This window comes from Sinorhizobium sp. BG8 (assembly GCF_016864555.1).
Lineage (GTDB): Bacteria > Pseudomonadota > Alphaproteobacteria > Rhizobiales > Rhizobiaceae > BG8.
This window is the reverse complement of sequence record NZ_CP044011.1, coordinates 168,190-185,412: the sequence shown is the minus strand read 5'-3', so window position 1 is coordinate 185,412 and position 17,223 is coordinate 168,190. Positions and strand designations below refer to the sequence as shown.

The following is a 17,223-nucleotide window of genomic DNA, read 5'->3' as shown; positions in this document are numbered from 1 at the left end:
TTACTTCTGGTCTTCGGGAACGACCACGCCATCCAGCGTCATGACTTCTCCGTCGAGCGAGACCGAGCAGTTGCGAAGCGGAATGTCGAGGTGGCAGGGCGTATCGCGGTCGCCGCCAGCCTCGGTGTTCGGACCGGAGGACCAGAGGAAATTGCCGGCGAACGAGCGCGCATCCATGCCGAGCTGGGCTTCCGGATTGTAGAGGCCGAGCACGGTCCAGTTCGCGCGGTTCTCGAGACCCCAGCCGACATGGGCCATGGCGTAGGCGCGCGGATCGTTGAAGCTTTCCATGAACTTGCGCATGAACTCGGCGTCGTAGCCGCCCTTGATGTCGACGATGTAGCCTTTCTCGATCGTGACGGTGATCGGCGCACGGGCATATTTCTTGAACGGCAGCAGGATGTCGCCTTCGTCGATGACGATGGTGCCTTCCGCACTGCCTTCATCCGGCCAGCGGGCAGAGAAGCAGCTCGGCCAGTGATCCCAGCGGCCGGGTTCGTCGGCAAGGCCATATTGCGTGAGCACGGGGTACTGACCGAGACGGCAGCGGAAATCCGTGCCCGCCTTGGAGGTGACGTGCATTTCCTTCGCCGCGCCGATCTTCTTGGCCGCGGCCAGAACGCGCAGCTTGTCCTCGGGGCGGGGGATCTGACGCATCATGATCGCCGGCGGCTCGACGGCCAGCAGCATGCGCGTGCCCGTCTTCAGCACCTCTTCCTGCTCCTTCGAGAACAAGAGCTGCAGCGTGTCGATCACCATGTCCGACGCCTTCAGGCAGGCGAGCGCGGCCGAGTTGCCGTCCAGCGGCGTCTTGCCGATGTAGCCGGACTTGTCGGGCGAGATCGCCTTTTCGCTGTTGACCGGGGCAAGGTTCAGTTCGGTGACGACGGCGCCCAGATCGGAAGCGGCAAGCTTGGCGATATAGGCGATCTGCTTGTTGCTGTCGTCGCTGGTCAGGATCGTGACCTGCTCGCCGGCTTTCAGGTTGCACATTTCGAGCACCTGCCTCCAGCCCTTCAAGAACTGAGCGTCACTGATAGACATGGTTTGATACCTCCTGTTGGGCGTCGCCCGTTTGATGTTTGTGACCGCGACCGCGTGCGCCTGGCGAGCATGCTCGCAGACGCTAAAAGTCGAAGCCCGTTCCCGTTCTTTTGTGGGCCTCTCTAGAGCGCGATCTGATTGGCCAGTGAAAAAAAGTTGCGATTGTAGTGCAGTAGCGGCGATGTTTCCGGACCGAAGCGGATGGCCCTCACATTGCCGATGAAAATGGAGTGGCTCTCCGTCTCGGACACCGATGCGATTTCGCAGTCGAGGTTGGCCATAGCGCCATCGAGCGCCGGCGCACCGGTTGCCAGACGCGTCCAGCCGTAAGGCGCAAACTTGTCTTCTCCCCGCTCTCCGATCTGGCCTGCGAAGCGCATCGCGATTTCGCGCTGTCCGTCAGCGAGAATGTTGACGCAGAAGCTGCCAGCCGCCGTGATCGCCTTGTGCGCCTCGCCGAAGCGATTGACGCAGACGAGCATCGAGGGCGGGGTCACCGACATCGAGCAGACCGCGGTCGCGGTCAATCCGCGCCGGGACTCGCCCTCCCCGGCGGTGATGATGTTCACCGTTGCCGCCAACTGCCGCATTGCCGTGCGAAAATCGTCGGCCAGCTGATCGGTCGGGAGTTGGGTCATGCGATCTCTCCATTTGCCGCGATGGCGGTTTCGAGAAACAGGGCGGCGGAACCGAGGCGGTGATCCGCGCCGCGAGCCCCGACGAGCTGAACCCCGACCGGCAGGCCCTTGGGCCCTTGGCGACGGGCAGGCAGATCAACGGCACCTGCAGCACGCTCCAGAGGCGGTTGAAGATCGGATCGCCGGTCGCCGTGCCCTCGGGGGCCTCGCCGGGAGCGGCAAGCGTGAGAACGGCGTCGAAGCGCGACAGGATCGAATCCATCAGGTGACGAATGGGCGGGATTTCGGCCATCGCGGAGCGATAGCGGACCTCGCCGACGCGGCCCTGGTCTGCCAGCATGGCGCGCGTGACCGGCGTCAGTTCATCCCAGTGACGGCCGATCTCGAAGGCGAGCGACTGGGTCACTTCCCATCCCATGACCGCCTCATGCAGGTCGAAGATGCCGTCGTACCAGGCGGGAACCGGGATGGTCGTGACTTCCGCGCCCGCGACTTGAGCGATGGAGGCGAGTCGGTTGACCGCCTCGATCGAACTGGTTTCGGCCTTCTCGAGACGGGTTCCAAGCAGGATGCCGATGCGCGGACGCGCGGGCGGCGTCAGCTGTGCCAGCTCCGGCCTTCCGCCGAGCACTGCGGCGCAGTGGGCTGCGTCGCCTATGTTGCGGGAAATGATGCCAAGCGTATCGAGTCCGTGGCACAGAACCTTGATGCCGACCGTGTTGATCATGCCGAAGGTCGGCTTGAAGGCGGTTACGCCGCAAAAGCTCGCCGGACGGATCACGGAGCCGGAAGTCTGCGTGCCGAAAGCCAGCGGCACCATGCCGGCAGCGACCGCGGCGCAGGAACCAGACGACGAGCCGCCGGGCGTATGGGCGGGATTGTGCGGATTGCGCGTCTTGTTGGGGCTCGCCATCGCCAGTTCGGTGCTGACCGTCTTGCCGAGAATGAGAGCGTCCGAATTCTTCGCGATCTGCACTGCCGGGGCATCCCACGGCGGCTGAAATCCCTCATAAATCGCGGTGCCGTAGCCGGTGGGCATGTCGGCCGTGTCGATCACGTCCTTGACGCCGATCGGCACGCCCGCCAAGGCGCCCTTGACCCCTTTGCGATCCATCGCGGCGGCACACGCCAGTGCATGATCCGCGTCGAGATGCTGCCAGGCCATAACGGGGCCGTCGGTCTTCGCAACATGTTCCAGATGCGCCTCAGCGACCGCACGGACGGTAAGCGCACCGGAGCCGACGGCTGAAGCGATTTCCCGGGCGGTCAGGGCGAGGATTTCAGTATTTTTCACGGGATTCTCCGCAACCGAAAAGAGGGGGACGCCGGTCGATCCATGGGGCGGCGCGTTCCAGTTCCGCTGCCAGCGAGAAGAGCATGGCATCCTTCCCGAAGGCTGCGCCGAGATGCGATCCGATTGGCAGACCGGTGGGGCTCATGCCGAGCGGCACCGACATTGCAGGGCAGCCCGAGGTGTTGAAGACCGCGGTAAACGGCGAATGGGACCAGAACAGATCGTAGAACTCGTCGAGGCTTTTGCCTCTGCCGGCGAGCTTGCCCAAGAGGGGCGCCGGCTCGGCCGCCGCCGGGGTGAGCATGACATCGTAACGGTCGAAGAACCGAGCCAGGGCGCGGGAAGAGGCATGAAGCTGGCCGATCGCCCAGAGATAGCGCGTGCCGGGAACGGATAGAGCTTCGCGCACCCATTCCTGGTTGACCGGCTCGAGCTTCGAAATGTTCGCCGACGCCGGATCTCCGCCCGTCACGCCCAGAGCGACATTGACGCCGACGACGATGCGCCAGGCAGCCTTCAGCGCTTCCGCATCATAGCCTGCGCTTTCGACTTCCTCGACATGATGGCCCATGTCCTGCAAGAGCTGCGCCGTGTCGCGAACGCTCCGGGTCATTTCCGGCTCGATGACGTTGCCGGTAGGGGAGGTGACGAGCAATGCCACCTTGAGGCGGGACGGCGCCGTCTCCAGCGCGGAAAGATAGCTGCCGGGCGCGGCCGGCGATGCCCAGGGATCGCCCAGGTCGGCACCTGCCGAAACATCGAGCATGGCGGCGTTGTCGCGCACCGACCAGCTGACGGCATGCGGTGTCGACATGCCACCGATTGCTTCGGCGACGACGGGACCGACGGGATTGACGAGCCGCGAGGGCTTGAAACCGAACAGCCCGCAATGGCTTGCCGGAAGCCTTGTCGATCCCGCTCCGTCCGAACTGTTGGCGAGAGGTACCAATCCGCTTGCGACCGCGGCGGTGGAGCCGCCGGAGGAGCCGCCCGCCGTGCGGTTCAGATCCCAGGGATTGCGCGTCGGACCGAAGGCATCGGGCTCCGTGGTGAAGCTCAGCGCGAATTCCGGCGTGTTGGACTTGCCCAGGATCACCAGGCCCGCCGCCTTGTAGCGCGCGGTGATCGTGGAGTCGCGCTTGCTGACGTTGTTGCGCAGCAGCTCCGAGCCGGTCGAGAGGATCATGCCTTCGGCTTCGAAGCCGGTGTTCTTCAAGAGAGTGGGCACGCCCGAAAGCGGGCTCTCTGGTAGCCCGCTCGCAACCTGCTGGCGTGCGAGATCGAAATGCTCATGGACGACCGCGTTCAGTTTCGGGTTCAGCCGTTCGACGCGCGCGATCGTGGTCTCCAGCACCTCGCCAGCGCTGATCTCGCCCTTCGCGATCAGCGCGGAAAGGGCGATCCCGTCGATTCTTTCAAGATCGTCCATCGTCTCAACTCATCTGCGCTTTGAAAAGATCGAGGTCCCACATGTCCCTGGTTCCGGCGAGCAGCCCGTCGCGGAATTCGAAGAGATGCAGACCGTCGAGCGCGATCAGACGTGGCGCCGCGCCCTCGCCACGTGGCGTAAACGTGCCGGTCATGTGGTAGGGGACGGCGACGCTGTTGCCCGCCCGGACATAGCCGCGCCGGTCCCAGGAGACGTCAGGCAGCATGCGCCAGAAGCCGACCAGCCCTTCGGCAAGGGCGGCGTGCCCCTCGCGGCGCTTTGCCATGGCGACTTCTTCGTGCCAGCCGTCGGGATGATAAAGGGATGCCGCCTCCTCCGCGTCGCGTGACGCGTAAGCGCGATAAAAGCGGTCGATTAGGTCGGCATGATCCATCGCGGCCTCCACATGCACTAAAAAAGAACCCCGCCCGATCAGTGGTCGGGCGGGGTCGTCGAGGGCTTACTCGATCCCGGCGATCTTCTTCACCTGGGCGACATAGCCGTCGCGCTTGACTTCGTTGTAAAGCCGCGCGCGAAGGGCGGGCGCCGGTGTGGCGTTGACATTCTCGAACAGCGCCACGCGGCCGGCGAGCGAACCCGAGGTCATGTCCCAGATGAAGTTCATCAGCTGTTCCTTGACCATTGCCGAGACGCCGTGTCCGGGCAGGAGCTCGTGCAGGAAGTGACCGACGTCCGGATTGTCGAAGGCCTTCTTGCCGAAGCGCATGACCAGGCCCTGGCCGCACATTTCCTGCAGGATATGGATGATCTTCGGATAGTTCTCGATCGAGTAGAGACGGCCGGCGGTCAACATGCCGACATCCGGGCGCATGACGTCGCCCTCAGTCGGAACGGCGAGCGCCTCGGCCGCCGTCACGAAGGCGCGCAGCGTCTGGGCATACTCGACGAGCTGGCCGAGCATCATCTGAACGGCCGGGATCTTGCCCGTTCCGAGATAGTCCAGCACCATCTGGCCAGCGCCGACGAACAGCTCGGCCTTTACCGCCAGACGCGTCAGTACGTGCCAATGCGCGAAAACGCAGACCGGACCGTAGTAGCTCATGGCCGTCGGGTCGCCGAGATTGAAGAGACGCTCCTTCGGCACGAAGACGTTGTCGAAGACGATGAACTGGTCGGCTTCCTCACCGAGGCTGGACACCGGGTGGTCGAACTTGCTCGACAGCGGCTGCGAGACCATTTCGCGCGAGATCATCTTGATACCGGGGGTGTCGATCGGAACCGAACCCCAGATGCAGGCGTCAGCCGGTGTTTCCTGGATGCCTCCGAGGTTGGTGAAGAAGATGTCGTTCGCCTGGGCGGCGATGGAACCGACGGTCTTGGCGCCATAGATGTAGACGCCATCCTTCGTGACCTTGCGTGCCTTGAGCAGCGAAGCCTCGGAGGCCTTGGGCGACGAGCGGTCCGCCTGCGGGCCGGCAAGGCTTTCCGATGCGGTCAGATTGTTGTTCTGACCGAACTCCATGTAGCGCTCGATGTTCTCGGCGAAATCGGGATCGATCCCCTCGATCAGCGACTTCTTCTTCTTGAAGGTCGGCAGATAGGCATAGAGGCCGACAACGATGGAAGGGGCTAGATCCGGCGGACGGCCAAAGGTGCCGGCGGTCTTGAGCGAGGTGTACTCGATCATCTTGCGACGAGCGGCAAGATCTTCCTTGGTGCGCGGAATCTGCCACGAGCGGCTGAGGACGGCGCCAGCCTTTTCATCATAGTAGGTCGTGGCGTCGGCATGCTCTTCGGTGAACTGGTCGTCGAACATCGACGCCAGAAGATCGATGCCCCTGGCCAGCGCCGGCTCGTCATAGACCGAGTTCAGCTTCTCGCCGCCAACCCAGATCTGGCGGTTGTCCTTGAGCGATTCCTTGTATTCCTCTCCAGTTTTAAGTCTGTGCGGTATCTCTTTTGCAGACTTGAGCGTTCCCGTTTCTGTCACTTGGGCCTCCTGTTGAAATTGGAATAGCCGACGACGCCCCGAAAGGGCGCCTGCGGTTAAAGTCAGGTGTTCGAAGCCTTTTCGTCGCGTATCTGGCGGATTACTTCCGTGGCCACGCGCATTGCGTCGAGCGCAGCCGGTACGCCGCAATAGATCGCGGCCTGCAGAATCACTTCGACGATTTCTTCCTCGGTCACGCCATTGTTGAGCGCGCCGCGAACGTGAATCTTGATCTCGTGCGGACGGTTCAACGCCGTCAGCATCGCCAGATTGAGAAAGCTGCGGGTCTTGCGCTCCAGTCCGGGGCGGGTCCAGATTTCGCCCCAGCACCACTCGGTAACGAGCTTCTGCAAGGGGGCAGTCAGGTCGTCGGCATTGGCCAGCGAAGGGGCGACATATGCATCGCCGAGGACTTCGCGCCTCACCTGCAACCCTTTCTGGAATTGTTCACCGCTGAATTCGGGACGAGTCATGCATCTCTCCGTTAAGGTGGGCAGTCCGGCGGTTGTCGAGTTCAGAGCCTTGCCGTTCTGATTGCCTCAAATCTAGACATGCCAGACTTGACCTGTCAATAGATTGTATGACAAGATTACGGTCATACTGAAAGCGAGCCGGATGCAGATGCGGGCTCAAGAGTTGGAACGATCATGGTGGATCCGGCCGCAACGCCTGACGCAGAAATAGTGCCTTTCGAGCTTTACGCTCTGCGCTACGCCACCCACGCAGGCCGGGCCGCCAAGGACAATTTCCTCCATGCGGACCCGCATGAATCGGGCGCAGATCTCGACTACTATGTCTGGCTCGCGCGCCGCGGCGAGGAGGTTATCGTCATCGATACCGGTTTCGGCGCGGATGCCGCCAAGGCACGTGGACGTACGCTATTGCGCGACCCAGCGGAGGCGCTTGCGCTTCTCGGCGTCGACGCGCGCGAGGTGCCGCAGGTGGTTCTGACGCACCTTCACTATGATCACGCGGGAACGCTGGGCGCCTTTCCGGCGGCGCGCTTTCACCTTCAGGTCGACGAGGCCGGGCACGCCACGGGACCCTGCATGTGCGACCCCAAGGCGCGCGCACCGTTCGACGTCGAGAACATCGTCGCCTACATCCGAAGCCTCTATGCCGGGCGAATCGAGTTCCACCGAGGAGACAGGGAGATCGCGCCGGGTTTCTGGCTGCACGCGGTTCCCGGTCATAGCGCGGGATTGCAGGTCATTCGGGTCTTCACCGAGCGCGGATGGGTGGTTTTGGCCTCCGACGCCACGCATTTCTACGCCAATATGGAGCGGCGCAATCCCTTTCCCGTCCTGTTTGACGAAGCCGCTCTCATTCGCGGCTATTCGCGGCTGGCCGAACTCGCTCCCAGCCTCGATCACATCGTACCGGGGCACGATCCGGCGGTGATGCGCGCCTATCCGGCACCATCGAGCGCACTGGAAGGCATCGTCGTTCGACTGGACAGGCAGCCGAAACTCTCATGGGAGGAGTTGTCGCGATGAGGACCGGTGCCGGACGTGGCGTCTTGATCACCGGCTCGGCCCTCGGCCTGGGACTGGAACTGGCGCGAACCTTTGCCAAGGCGGGAGACCGGGTATTCCTGACGGACATCCTGCCCGGCGTGACGGATGCGGCGGCCACATTGGAAGCGGAAACCGGCCGGCGCGTAGGCGCGCTCGAAATCGACCTTTCCAGGGAAGGCGCGGCAGACAGTCTCGCCACTGAGGCAGAAAGGCATCTCGGCGGGATCGACATTCTCGTCAACAACGCCGTCATTCGCAAAATGTCGCCGGTGGAGGCGCTTGGTGACCCGGACTGGGATCGGGCGCTGGAGGTCAATCTTTCCGCTCCTTTCCGACTGATACGTTCCTGCCTTCCAAGCATGCGGGAGCGGGGCTGGGGGCGAATCATCAACATGGCTTCGGTCTACAGTCTGATCGCGCTCGCAGGACGGGCCGACTACGTCACCACCAAGCACGCAATGATCGGCCTCACGCGCACCGTCGCGCTCGAACTCGCCGCCACACGCATCACCTGCAACGCGATATGCCCCGGCCTGATGGCAACGGATTCGGCGCTTGCGCGCATCGAGACGCTGGCGGCCGAAAAGGGAGTGAGCAGCGAGGAGGCGACGAGCCTTTTCCTTTCCACCCGGCAGCCGGGCGGGAAGTTTATTCCGATGGAGACGGTGACGGCGCTTGCGCAGTTCCTTTGCGGCCCCGCCAGCGAGGGAATCAACGGCGCGGCCATCCCGGTGGACAACGGCTGGTCGTTCGCCTGAGGGCGTGGCCGCGATAACAGGAGAGTGGAATGACTGAAATCGGTTTTGTAGGCCTTGGCAATATGGGGCGCCCGATGGCGGAGCGCCTGATCGGTGCCGGCCACAAGCTCGTTGTGAACGACCGTGCCGAAGCGGCGGTCGCAGCCCTGACCGCGGCTGGAGCGCACGCCGCCGAAAGCATCGCCGAAATGACCGGAAGGGTCGAAACGATCTTCCTCTCCCTGCCGACACCCGAGGTCGTTATTGCCGTGGGCCGGAGCATCGCGGCAAACCCCGGCGTCGTGAAGCGCGTGGTCGATCTGTCCACGACCGGACCAAAGGCCGAAATGGATTTCGCGGAGATCCTGTCTGCAGCCGGGATTGCCGTGATCGACAGCCCGGTTTCTGGCGGCGTCGCAGGCGCGACGAAGGGCACCCTGGCCCTCATGGCCGCCGGGCCATCCGCGCATTTTGCGGTGGTGGAGCCAATGCTTCTTGCGCTCGGCAAGGTGATCCGCGTCGCCGAGGAGCCCGGAAAGGCCCAGGTGATGAAGCTCATCAACAACATTTGCTCGGCCGCCGCGCTGGCGATCACTTCGGAAGCGATGGTGATGGGTGCCAAGGCGGGCCTCGATGCCGACGTCATGATCGAAGTGCTCAATGCGGGCTCCGGCCGCACGTCGGCGAGCGTCGACAAGATTCCGCGCTTTGTTCTTCCCCGCAGCTTTGATTTCGGCTTCGCTATCGGACTGTCGCTCAAGGACATCAGGCTTTGCCTTGAAGAGGCGGATCGGCTCGGCGTGCCGATGCTGGTCGGCAACGCCGTGCGCATGCTCTTCTCGATTACCAAGGCCGACCTTGGTCCGGAGGCAGACATGACCGCGATCATCCGCCCGCTCGAACAGTGGGCCGGCGCCGAGGTGCGCGGCAAGGCCGCCGGCGCCTGACATGGCCGATCTCAGCGCCACGCTCGCCGAATTCGTACATCGTCCGCCTGCGCTGCCCGAGGGGGTACGCGCGGCCGGGCGACGTTCCCTGCTCAACATGGTCGGCACGGCCATCGGCGGTTCGGGCGAAACGGCGATCGACAAACTGGCGGCCCTGCTACCGGTCTTTTCCGGTCCGGCGACGGCAACGCTGATCGGTCGGCCGGAGCGGGGCGACATGCTCTGGGCCGCCTATATCAATGCGGCTTCGGCCAACATCTTCGACAACGACGACACGCATATCCCGACGGTGATCCACCCTTCGGCACCCGTCGCGCCCGCTCTCCTGGCGCTGGCGGAGACACTGGCATCCAGGGGGCGCCCGGTCGGCGGAGATGCGCTGATCGAAGCGCTCGTGCTCGGCATGGAGATCACCTGCCGGCTGGGGAATGCGGTTCATCCGGTCCACTATGCGCGCGGCTGGCATATCACATCGACCTGCGGCGTCTTCGGTGCCGCCATGGCGGCAGGACGGCTCCTGGGCTTGTCTCCCCAGCAGCTCGTCGACGCTCTGGGACACGCGCTGGCGCAGGGGGCGGGGTCGGTCGAGACGCTGGGCACCATGTCGAAAAGCCTCTCGGTCGGCCAAGCTGCGCGGGGCGGCCTGATGGCGGCGCTGCTGGCGGCGGATGGGTATACCGGCCCCGAAGCGCCGCTCGAGGGCCAACGCGGATTTCTTGCCCTTCATTCCGATGCGCCAGACCATGCCGCGCTGACCGGAGAACTCGGCACGCGCTGGGAGATCCTGAACAACACCTTCAAGCCCTATCCTTGCGGCGTCGTGCTCAACCCCGTGATCGAGGCCTGCCTGGCCCTCCATGCCAGGGGTGGCTTCGACGCGGCCGATATCGCTTCGGTGGAACTTACCGGGCATCCGCTCCTGCGCCAGCGCACGGATCGGCCGGGCGTGACCTCGGGCAGGCTGGCGCAGGTCAGCGCCCAGCACGCGGTCGCGGTCAGCCTGCTGCGCGGCCGAGCCGATCTGGCAGCCTTTTCCGACGAGGCGGTTGCCGATCCGCAACTGCGGGCCTTCGGCGACAAGCTCCTCTTCCGCGACGATCCCACCTATCGACTGGACGCCGTGGAGGTCCGCCTGCGCCTGACCGACGGAAGCGCGGTCTTGCACCATGTGGCCGCCGCCGCGGGCGGGCTCGATCACCCGATGAGCGATGCCGACCTCGCCGGAAAATTTCGCACGCAGATAGAATGGCGTCGCCTCCCGCTGGATGGCGACGCGCTGATTGCCGCCCTTGCAAACATCGAGGGCGCGGCCGATGGCGCAGCCTTCCTGCGCGCAACACAGACCAATTATCGTGACGAACAGGGGGAATCACCGTCATGAGCAGCACGACATTCGCAGATCCCATCTTCACGCTGACGACCGGCCCGGTCGATGCCTATCCGGCCGTGCTACGGGCGCTGTCCCGGCCGGTGCTCTACGACTATGATCCGGCCTTCCTCGCCCACTACGAGGCCGTGAATGCCAAGGTCCAGCGGGCCTTCCACACCAAAACGCCGCCGGTGATCCTGCAGGGCGAACCGGTTCTGGGGCTGGAAGCCGCCGCCGCCTCGCTGATCGCGAAGAATGACGTGGTGCTCAATCTCGTTTCAGGCGTCTACGGGAAGGGCTTCGGCTATTGGGCAGCGCGCTATGCAAAGGAACTGGTGGAACTGGAAGTGCCCTACAACGAGGCGCTGACTGCCGACGCCGTCGCCGACATGCTGAAGAAGCGCCCGGATATCGCAGTCGTGTCGCTTTGCCACCACGATACGCCGTCGGGCACCGTCAATCCGGTGGCGGAGATCGGCGCGGTCGTGAGGGCAGCCGGAAAATTCCTCATCGTGGATTCCGTCTCGGCCTTCGGGGGAATGGAGGTCCTTCCTGAAACCTCCTGTGCCGACATCTTCGTGACAGGCCCGAACAAGTGCCTCGGCTGCCCGCCGGGACTGTCTCTCCTGCATGTCAGCGAAGCGGCCTGGGAGAAGATCGCGGCCAATCCCGATGCGCCACGTGCTTCGATCCTGTCGATCAGCGACTGGAAGCGCGCCCATGAGGCCGGCCAACCGTTCCCGTTCACACCCTCTGTCTCGGAGATCAATGCACTCGATGCGGCACTCGATCTCTATTTGGAGGAAGGCGAGGAGGCGGTCTGGGCGCGCCATGCGCTGACGGCCAAGGCGTGCCGGGCAGGCATACAGGCCGCAGGCCTCAAGCTGTGGGCCGCAAGCGAAGCGATTTCCTCGCCGACCTGCACGGCAGTCGCCATCCCCGAGGGTATCGACGAAGCGAAGCTGCGCGCGTCCATTCGCGAGCGATACGGCGTGGTGTTCTCGTCAGGCCGGGCCGAGACGCTCGGCAAGCTGACACGCATCGGCCACATGGGACCGACAGCGCGGCCGACCTATTCGCTCATATCAGTCGCGGCCATCGCGGGTGGACTGAAGGCCGCCGGCGCAAAGGGAATTGATGTCGGGGCCGGCGTGGCCCAAGCAATGTCTGTCATAGACGAGGCATAACCATGATGTTTCGTTCCTAAAGGCAGGAATTCCCATCCTTCCGGAAATGAAACTCTTTTCCGGAAGGATGTGGACGGGCACCACACCTCAGGCGACAAGAAGACTCGTTCGGCATCAAGATAAAGATATACAATCGCGAGCAACTCTGTGAATTGACCAGGAGACGGAGGCGCTTACGTTCTTTCGGCACAACCAGTTGCCGTTGTCGATCCGTGTCGTCATAGTGTGATTCTTTCTTCGAGTCGGATCGCCACGATGTCCAGGTCTTTCTGATCTTGGTTCATCTGGATCTGCTTCGGATCCTCGCTTCTTTCCAACCGTCCCTGACACCATGCGCGCCGATCCTGTTAACGGGCGCAAGATCAGGGCGAACGAACAAAAGCGGCTATAATATTCGCAAGCACGTGTCAGAAAGAGTACGACTTTGCATCCCAAACAGGCACCGAGTGTAATCTAGCGCTTTCAAAACAGGCGTTTCCCGTATAATAATACGGTATTATCGAACCCGTATCGCAAGCGGGGAGAAAACGGATGGTCAAGCCTATGCATGGGAGAACCCCACCCATTGATTTTAAAGTGGTTAAGGCTGCAGCCCCGGTCCGCCACAGCGTAACCGAAAGCATCCGCAATTCGATCGCGATCGGCTATTTCAAGGCTGGAGAGCGCATCACGGAGCGAGATCTCTGCGAAATGACCGGCGTCAGCCGAACGGCCGTTCGCGAAGCACTTCGCCAGCTGGAAAGCGAAGGCCTCGTACAGGTCGTGCCGCATCGCGGACCGATTGTAGCGCGCCTCATGCCGGAGCAGGCCGAAGGCATCTATCAGGTGCGCGTCGAGCTCGAGGGCCTGGCCTGCGAACTGTTTGCCCGCAATGCGACCGATGGCGATATCGAGGCGCTGAAGGCGGCTTTCGAGGTTCTGAAGCGCGGGGAGCAGATCACGGATCCGCTGGAGCGTCTGACCGCGAAGAATGCCTTTTACGATTGCCTGATCTTCGGCGCCCATAACGAGGCGCTGGGGCATACGCTGTCTTCGCTGAATGCGCGGGTCATGGTGTTGCGCGCAACATCGCTCGGTGCGCCCGGCAGAACGCGCGAAAGCCTTGAAGAACTCGAGGAAGTGGTTGGCCACCTGGCCGCCCGGCGAGGCAAGGAAGCCCGCAAGGCGGCGGCACGCCATGTGATGAACGCGGGAAAGACGGCGATTGCCATTCTGCGTGAGCGCCTGGCCGAAGAAGGCGAGAACTGACCGACCGGTTCGGCTCGGACCTTCAAGGCCCGGCCGAAGTGCTCCGACGCGGCAGACGAAGGATATCGTATGGCGCCCGAGCAAGACGGCGCCGGTTTCAGAGCGATCCGCCTGCTCTGTTCGAGCAGGCCGGCCCCTCCTTAAACTACTTCCTAAGAACCGTCCGAGAGCCGGGGATCAGATCCCCGGCGTGGCTCCGCCATCCACGTTGATCACTGTCCCATGGACATAGGAAGCCGCAGGGCTGCAGAGAAACCGGACGACGTTTGCCACTTCCTCGGGATCGGCAAAGCGCTGGATGCCATGATCCAGGCGCATTTCCTCGCGTGCGGCCTCAAGTGAAATATTCCGTTCGCGGGCAAGGGTTTCAATGCGCCGGGCAAGCCGGTCCGTGACGATATGGCCGGGGCAGAGCGTATTGATCCTCATCCCGGTGTTGCGCGCGCGCTTCGCGATCGCCTTGGTGAAATTGATCAGTGCGGAATTGACCGAGCCGCCGATGGTGAAGTCCGGTTCGGGCGTATGCGCGCCGACGCCGGAAATGTTGACGATCACACCCTTGCTTTCGGAAAGCGCCGGCCAGGCCGCCCTGCAGAAACGCACCGTCGCATGGAACTTGAGTGCGAAGCCTTCCTGAAAATCCTCCTCCGTCAGGGTGAGGAAGTCGCCGCGCTTGGTCGCGCCGGCATTGTTGATCAACGCGTCGATGCGACCGGTCGCCTCAAGCGTCTCGCTGACGATCTCCTCGGCAACGCCAGACTTTGAAAGATCGGCGGCGATGATGACGACTTTGGGCGAGCCGGCGGCGCGGGCCATTTCGGCGGTTTCTTCCAGTGCGGCCGCATCGCGTGCGCAAAGGCTCAGCGCGAACCCGTCCTTCGCCAGTCCTATCGCGAAAGCCCGCCCCAATCCGCGGCTGGCCCCGGTGACAATTGCAGTACGCATTTCCTGTTTCCTCTCGAATGCAGCGACGATGATTTACAAAATTTCCTTTTAAAATCATCGTGGTATGTCGCGAACTCCAAAATTCGCGTCGATCAAGTTTTTTCATTATTGTATTACGGTATGATCATGCTATCGTATTCTCACGCTGTCAATCGAGAACATGGCTATGGGTTTCCAGGCAATCTTTGATTTCTTGCGCTGCCACCCCGCCCCAGACGAAAAGGGCGGTCGCTTGTCGCGCGACGCAAGACGGCGGACACCGCGCCGCGAAGGCGGCTACGGCGCCGAGCAGCGGGTCTTGTCCCCTTCTGCCGCGCAGCGCAGGTGCACCGCCTCGGGAACCACGCCAGCCCGGCGTTCCAGCGGTATCTCTTCTCTCGTTCGCCAGTCGTCGCCCTTGTGGCCACACCAGACTCGCTGCACCGCCATTTTGTTGCCGACCGCATTCATCTGGAAAACGGTGCCGGAATCAACATCGATACCGAGGCTGAACGAAAGATTTGCGCCGGGAGCGATTTCTCCGAGATCGGCGGAAAACCAGTGTGCGATGGCGGCGCTGCAGGCCAACGTTGTCTCGCCCGTATTCTCAACCGCGAAGTCCAGCGATTGTGTGGCTGCGGAGGCCGTTGCGGAACAAGCCATGGCAAGAGAGGCGGAAATAAAAAGGAGGTGAAGTCTCATATCAAATCCAGTTTTTCGATTTTACTTTCAAGTAAAATTTAAACAGACTTCAAATAGTGGTCAACAACAATCGAAAATGGGAACAATAAAATGAGGATAAATATTAAGTCGTCCGTCAGCCGTTTCGCAATTGCACTGGCAATCTGCGGAGGTGTTGCTGGATTCGCATCGGCCGAAGATCTGGATTCTATCGCGATCCTGGCTCCGGAGATGGGCACCGACATGGGCTGGAACCAGCAGGGCGTGGATGCCGCCAAGGCCGCCGGGGAAGCTGCAGGCGTCAAGGTGATCGTCGCCGAAAATCTCGGCTACGGGGACGTGCGTCCCACCCTGCGCGAGTTGGCCGAAGACGGTGCCGACCTCCTCATCGCCCATGCCTCCGGCTACAACACCGCTGCACCGGAAATCGGCGAAGAACTGGGCGTCCCGGTCGCAATCGTCGATAGCCCCGACAAGCTGGCCGCCGGCAAGGTTGCCGACTACACCGCAGCGGGCAGCGACGGCTCCTACCTTGCCGGCCGCCTGGCTGCCAAGATGTCCCGCACCAAGGTCGTCGGCATCGTCGTCTCGGGCGAACCGCCGTCGTGGAACAACATGTCGGTCGCCTTCGCCCAGGGCGTGAAGGCGGAAAACCCGGCGGTCGAAGTTCGCTACGCGGTTATCGGACCGGCTGCCTATGCGGATGCGGCCGGCGGCAAGCGCGTAACCGAAACGGTCATCGCTTCGGGTGCGGATATCATCTTCGGCCAGGGCAACGGCTCGAGCTTCGGCATGTTGCAGGCCGTGGAAACCACGCCTGCCACCGACGGCGGAAAAGCCTATTTCATCGACGTGATCGGTGACAAAACGTCCATCGACAAGGGCCACCTGCTGTCGTCGGTCATCTGGGATCTGACGCCGGTCTATGGCGCGATGATCAAGGATCTCAAGGACGGGAAGTTCGGTAGCCAGAACTACAACATCAAGCTCGATGACGGCAGCCTGCGTCTGCTGAAGACGGCTAACGTTCCCGACAACATCTGGGCCGAAATCGAAGCGCTTCGGGCGGACGTCGTCTCCGGCAAGATCAAGGTCGAGCCCAAGTTCGACGCTGACAGCGTTCACGCGCTGGTAAAGACCGTCAGCGCCGACTGAGCCATCCTGCTCCGATAGCTGTCTCGCCGCATGCTCCGGGCATGCGGCGAGATGGACGTTCCATGAAGGATAATGAGATGCAGGCGACAATCGAGGCGGCAGCCTCTCCGTCACATGCGTCCGCGAGGCCGTTCATCGGTCTGCGCGGCGTAACCAAACGTTTTCCCGGCGTCATCGCCAACAATAACGTCAACATCGATATCTGGCCCGGCGAAGTGCATGTTCTGCTCGGCGAAAATGGCGCCGGAAAATCCACCCTTGTCGGTATGCTCTCGGGCCTGCAGCAGCCGGATGAAGGGGCGATCGAGGTCGATGAGGCGGCCGTCACCATAACCTCCCCCCGTCAGGCCCTGTCCTTGGGAATAGGCACGGTCTTTCAGCATTCCATGCTGGTGCCGAGCCTGACGGTCGTGGACAATTTCACACTCGATGGCGTCTGGTGGCGCAAGCCGGATCGAAGCGGCGTCGCCAAGCGCATTCATGAAACCGCGGAACGCGTGGGCCTGAGGGTCGATCCCTTCGCCCTCGTCTCGAGCCTTTCGCTCGGCGAGCGCCAGCAGGTCGAAATACTGCGGGCGCTGATGCGCGGCAGCCGCTGTCTGATCCTCGATGAAGCCACCGCCATGCTGACCCCGCACGAGGCGGTCGCTCTCGGCGAATTGATGCGCCGGCTCGCGGCCGGCGGGCTCGCGGTCATTTTCATCACGCACAAGCTGAACGAGGCGCTGGCCTATGGTGACCGGATTTCGGTCCTGCGACTCGGTCGGAATGCAGGGGCCATCAGCCCGCAGGAGCTTCGGGCACAATCGGACGAACAGAACACGGCCAACATCATCGGGCTGATGTTCGGTCAATCGGCGGTCGGCAACGGCAACGATCAGCCGCGCGCGCCGCGGGATCTCGGACCGGTCGTCCTGGAAGTCGCGAATCTCAGCTCCGGGGCAGGGCGTATCCCGTTGAACGCGATCTCCTTCACCCTGCGCTCGGGAGAAATCCTGGGCATCGCGGGATCGATGGCAACGGTCAGAAGGAACTCGCCGAGGCTCTCTCGGGCCAGACACCCTCGTCGGGCAGCGTAAGGCTGCACGACACGGAGATCGGG

Annotated in this window: 16 protein-coding genes and 1 pseudogene; 8 read left to right on the top strand and 9 right to left on the bottom strand. The window is 62.9% G+C overall.

Going from position 1 to position 17,223, the window contains the following annotated elements; genetic code table 11:
* The 7 genes and pseudogenes from F3Y30_RS00875 to F3Y30_RS00850 all read right to left on the bottom strand — a co-directional run bounded on the left by F3Y30_RS00875 (window position 1) and on the right by F3Y30_RS00850 (window position 6,829).
* A complete protein-coding gene (locus tag F3Y30_RS00875; RefSeq protein ID WP_203424724.1) occupies window positions 1-1,044 on the bottom strand; it encodes a 2,5-dihydroxypyridine 5,6-dioxygenase in 1,044 nt (347 codons plus the stop codon).
* A gap of 122 nt (window positions 1,045-1,166) precedes the next feature.
* Window positions 1,167-1,634, bottom strand: coding sequence for a flavin reductase family protein (locus F3Y30_RS00870; RefSeq protein WP_246752834.1), 468 nt, complete (start codon window positions 1,632-1,634; stop codon window positions 1,167-1,169).
* Window positions 1,635-2,307: 673 nt separating this feature from the next.
* Window positions 2,308-3,066 (bottom strand): annotated as a pseudogene (locus F3Y30_RS26570) (amidase); the annotation flags it as partial.
* A complete protein-coding gene (locus F3Y30_RS00865; protein WP_203424722.1) occupies window positions 2,963-4,405 on the bottom strand; it encodes an amidase in 1,443 nt (480 codons plus the stop codon). The gene F3Y30_RS00865 and the pseudogene F3Y30_RS26570, both read right to left, overlap by 104 nt.
* Before the next feature lie 4 nt (window positions 4,406-4,409).
* A complete protein-coding gene (locus F3Y30_RS00860; protein WP_203424721.1) occupies window positions 4,410-4,799 on the bottom strand; it encodes a nuclear transport factor 2 family protein in 390 nt (129 codons plus the stop codon).
* 66 nt (window positions 4,800-4,865) lie between these two features.
* Complete coding sequence (locus F3Y30_RS00855) at window positions 4,866-6,356, bottom strand: 4-hydroxyphenylacetate 3-hydroxylase N-terminal domain-containing protein (protein ID WP_246752833.1); 1,491 nt, start codon at window positions 6,354-6,356, stop codon at window positions 4,866-4,868.
* A gap of 62 nt (window positions 6,357-6,418) precedes the next feature.
* Window positions 6,419-6,829 carry a carboxymuconolactone decarboxylase family protein gene (locus tag F3Y30_RS00850; protein WP_203424720.1) on the bottom strand — a complete coding sequence of 137 codons (411 nt, stop codon included), beginning with the start codon at window positions 6,827-6,829 and terminating at the stop codon, window positions 6,419-6,421.
* Between the two features lie 174 nt (window positions 6,830-7,003).
* Between F3Y30_RS00850 and F3Y30_RS00845 the strand changes: the two genes are divergently transcribed.
* From F3Y30_RS00845 to F3Y30_RS00820, 6 genes are all read left to right on the top strand, one after another.
* Window positions 7,004-7,852 (top strand): N-acyl homoserine lactonase family protein, encoded by an 849-nt coding sequence (locus F3Y30_RS00845; RefSeq protein WP_203424719.1) that lies wholly within the window; start codon window positions 7,004-7,006, stop codon window positions 7,850-7,852.
* Window positions 7,849-8,631, top strand: a complete 783-nt coding sequence (locus F3Y30_RS00840; RefSeq protein ID WP_203424718.1) for an SDR family NAD(P)-dependent oxidoreductase — start codon at window positions 7,849-7,851, stop codon at window positions 8,629-8,631. Before F3Y30_RS00845 ends, F3Y30_RS00840 begins: the two co-directional genes overlap by 4 nt.
* 29 nt (window positions 8,632-8,660) lie before the next feature.
* Window positions 8,661-9,557 carry an NAD(P)-dependent oxidoreductase gene (locus tag F3Y30_RS00835; protein WP_203424717.1) on the top strand — a complete coding sequence of 299 codons (897 nt, stop codon included), beginning with the start codon at window positions 8,661-8,663 and terminating at the stop codon, window positions 9,555-9,557.
* A gap of 1 nt (window position 9,558) precedes the next feature.
* Window positions 9,559-10,938 (top strand): MmgE/PrpD family protein, encoded by a 1,380-nt coding sequence (locus F3Y30_RS00830; protein WP_203424716.1) that lies wholly within the window; start codon window positions 9,559-9,561, stop codon window positions 10,936-10,938.
* Window positions 10,935-12,113 carry an alanine--glyoxylate aminotransferase family protein gene (locus tag F3Y30_RS00825; RefSeq protein WP_203424715.1) on the top strand — a complete coding sequence of 393 codons (1,179 nt, stop codon included), beginning with the start codon at window positions 10,935-10,937 and terminating at the stop codon, window positions 12,111-12,113. The genes F3Y30_RS00830 and F3Y30_RS00825 overlap by 4 nt, the downstream gene beginning before the upstream one ends.
* Window positions 12,114-12,689: 576 nt before the next feature.
* Window positions 12,690-13,361 (top strand): GntR family transcriptional regulator, encoded by a 672-nt coding sequence (locus tag F3Y30_RS00820; RefSeq protein ID WP_246752832.1) that lies wholly within the window; start codon window positions 12,690-12,692, stop codon window positions 13,359-13,361.
* A gap of 177 nt (window positions 13,362-13,538) precedes the next feature.
* On the opposite strand, the gene F3Y30_RS00815 is transcribed toward F3Y30_RS00820, so the two are convergent.
* Both F3Y30_RS00815 and F3Y30_RS00810 read right to left on the bottom strand, forming a co-directional pair.
* A complete protein-coding gene (locus F3Y30_RS00815) occupies window positions 13,539-14,306 on the bottom strand; it encodes an SDR family oxidoreductase (RefSeq protein WP_203424714.1) in 768 nt (255 codons plus the stop codon).
* Between the two features lie 276 nt (window positions 14,307-14,582).
* Window positions 14,583-14,987, bottom strand: a complete 405-nt coding sequence (locus tag F3Y30_RS00810; RefSeq protein WP_203424713.1) for a hypothetical protein — start codon at window positions 14,985-14,987, stop codon at window positions 14,583-14,585.
* Window positions 14,988-15,077: 90 nt separating this feature from the next.
* Here F3Y30_RS00810 and F3Y30_RS00805 point away from each other — a divergent pair, with 90 nt between their 5' ends.
* Together F3Y30_RS00805 and F3Y30_RS26115 are read left to right on the top strand one after the other, a co-directional pair.
* Entirely contained in the window at window positions 15,078-16,121 is a 1,044-nt protein-coding gene (locus F3Y30_RS00805) for a BMP family protein (protein WP_203424712.1), read from the top strand.
* Between the two features lie 77 nt (window positions 16,122-16,198).
* Entirely contained in the window at window positions 16,199-17,200 is a 1,002-nt protein-coding gene (locus tag F3Y30_RS26115) for an ATP-binding cassette domain-containing protein (protein WP_246752831.1), read from the top strand.
* The last annotated feature ends 23 nt before the right edge of the window (window positions 17,201-17,223 follow it).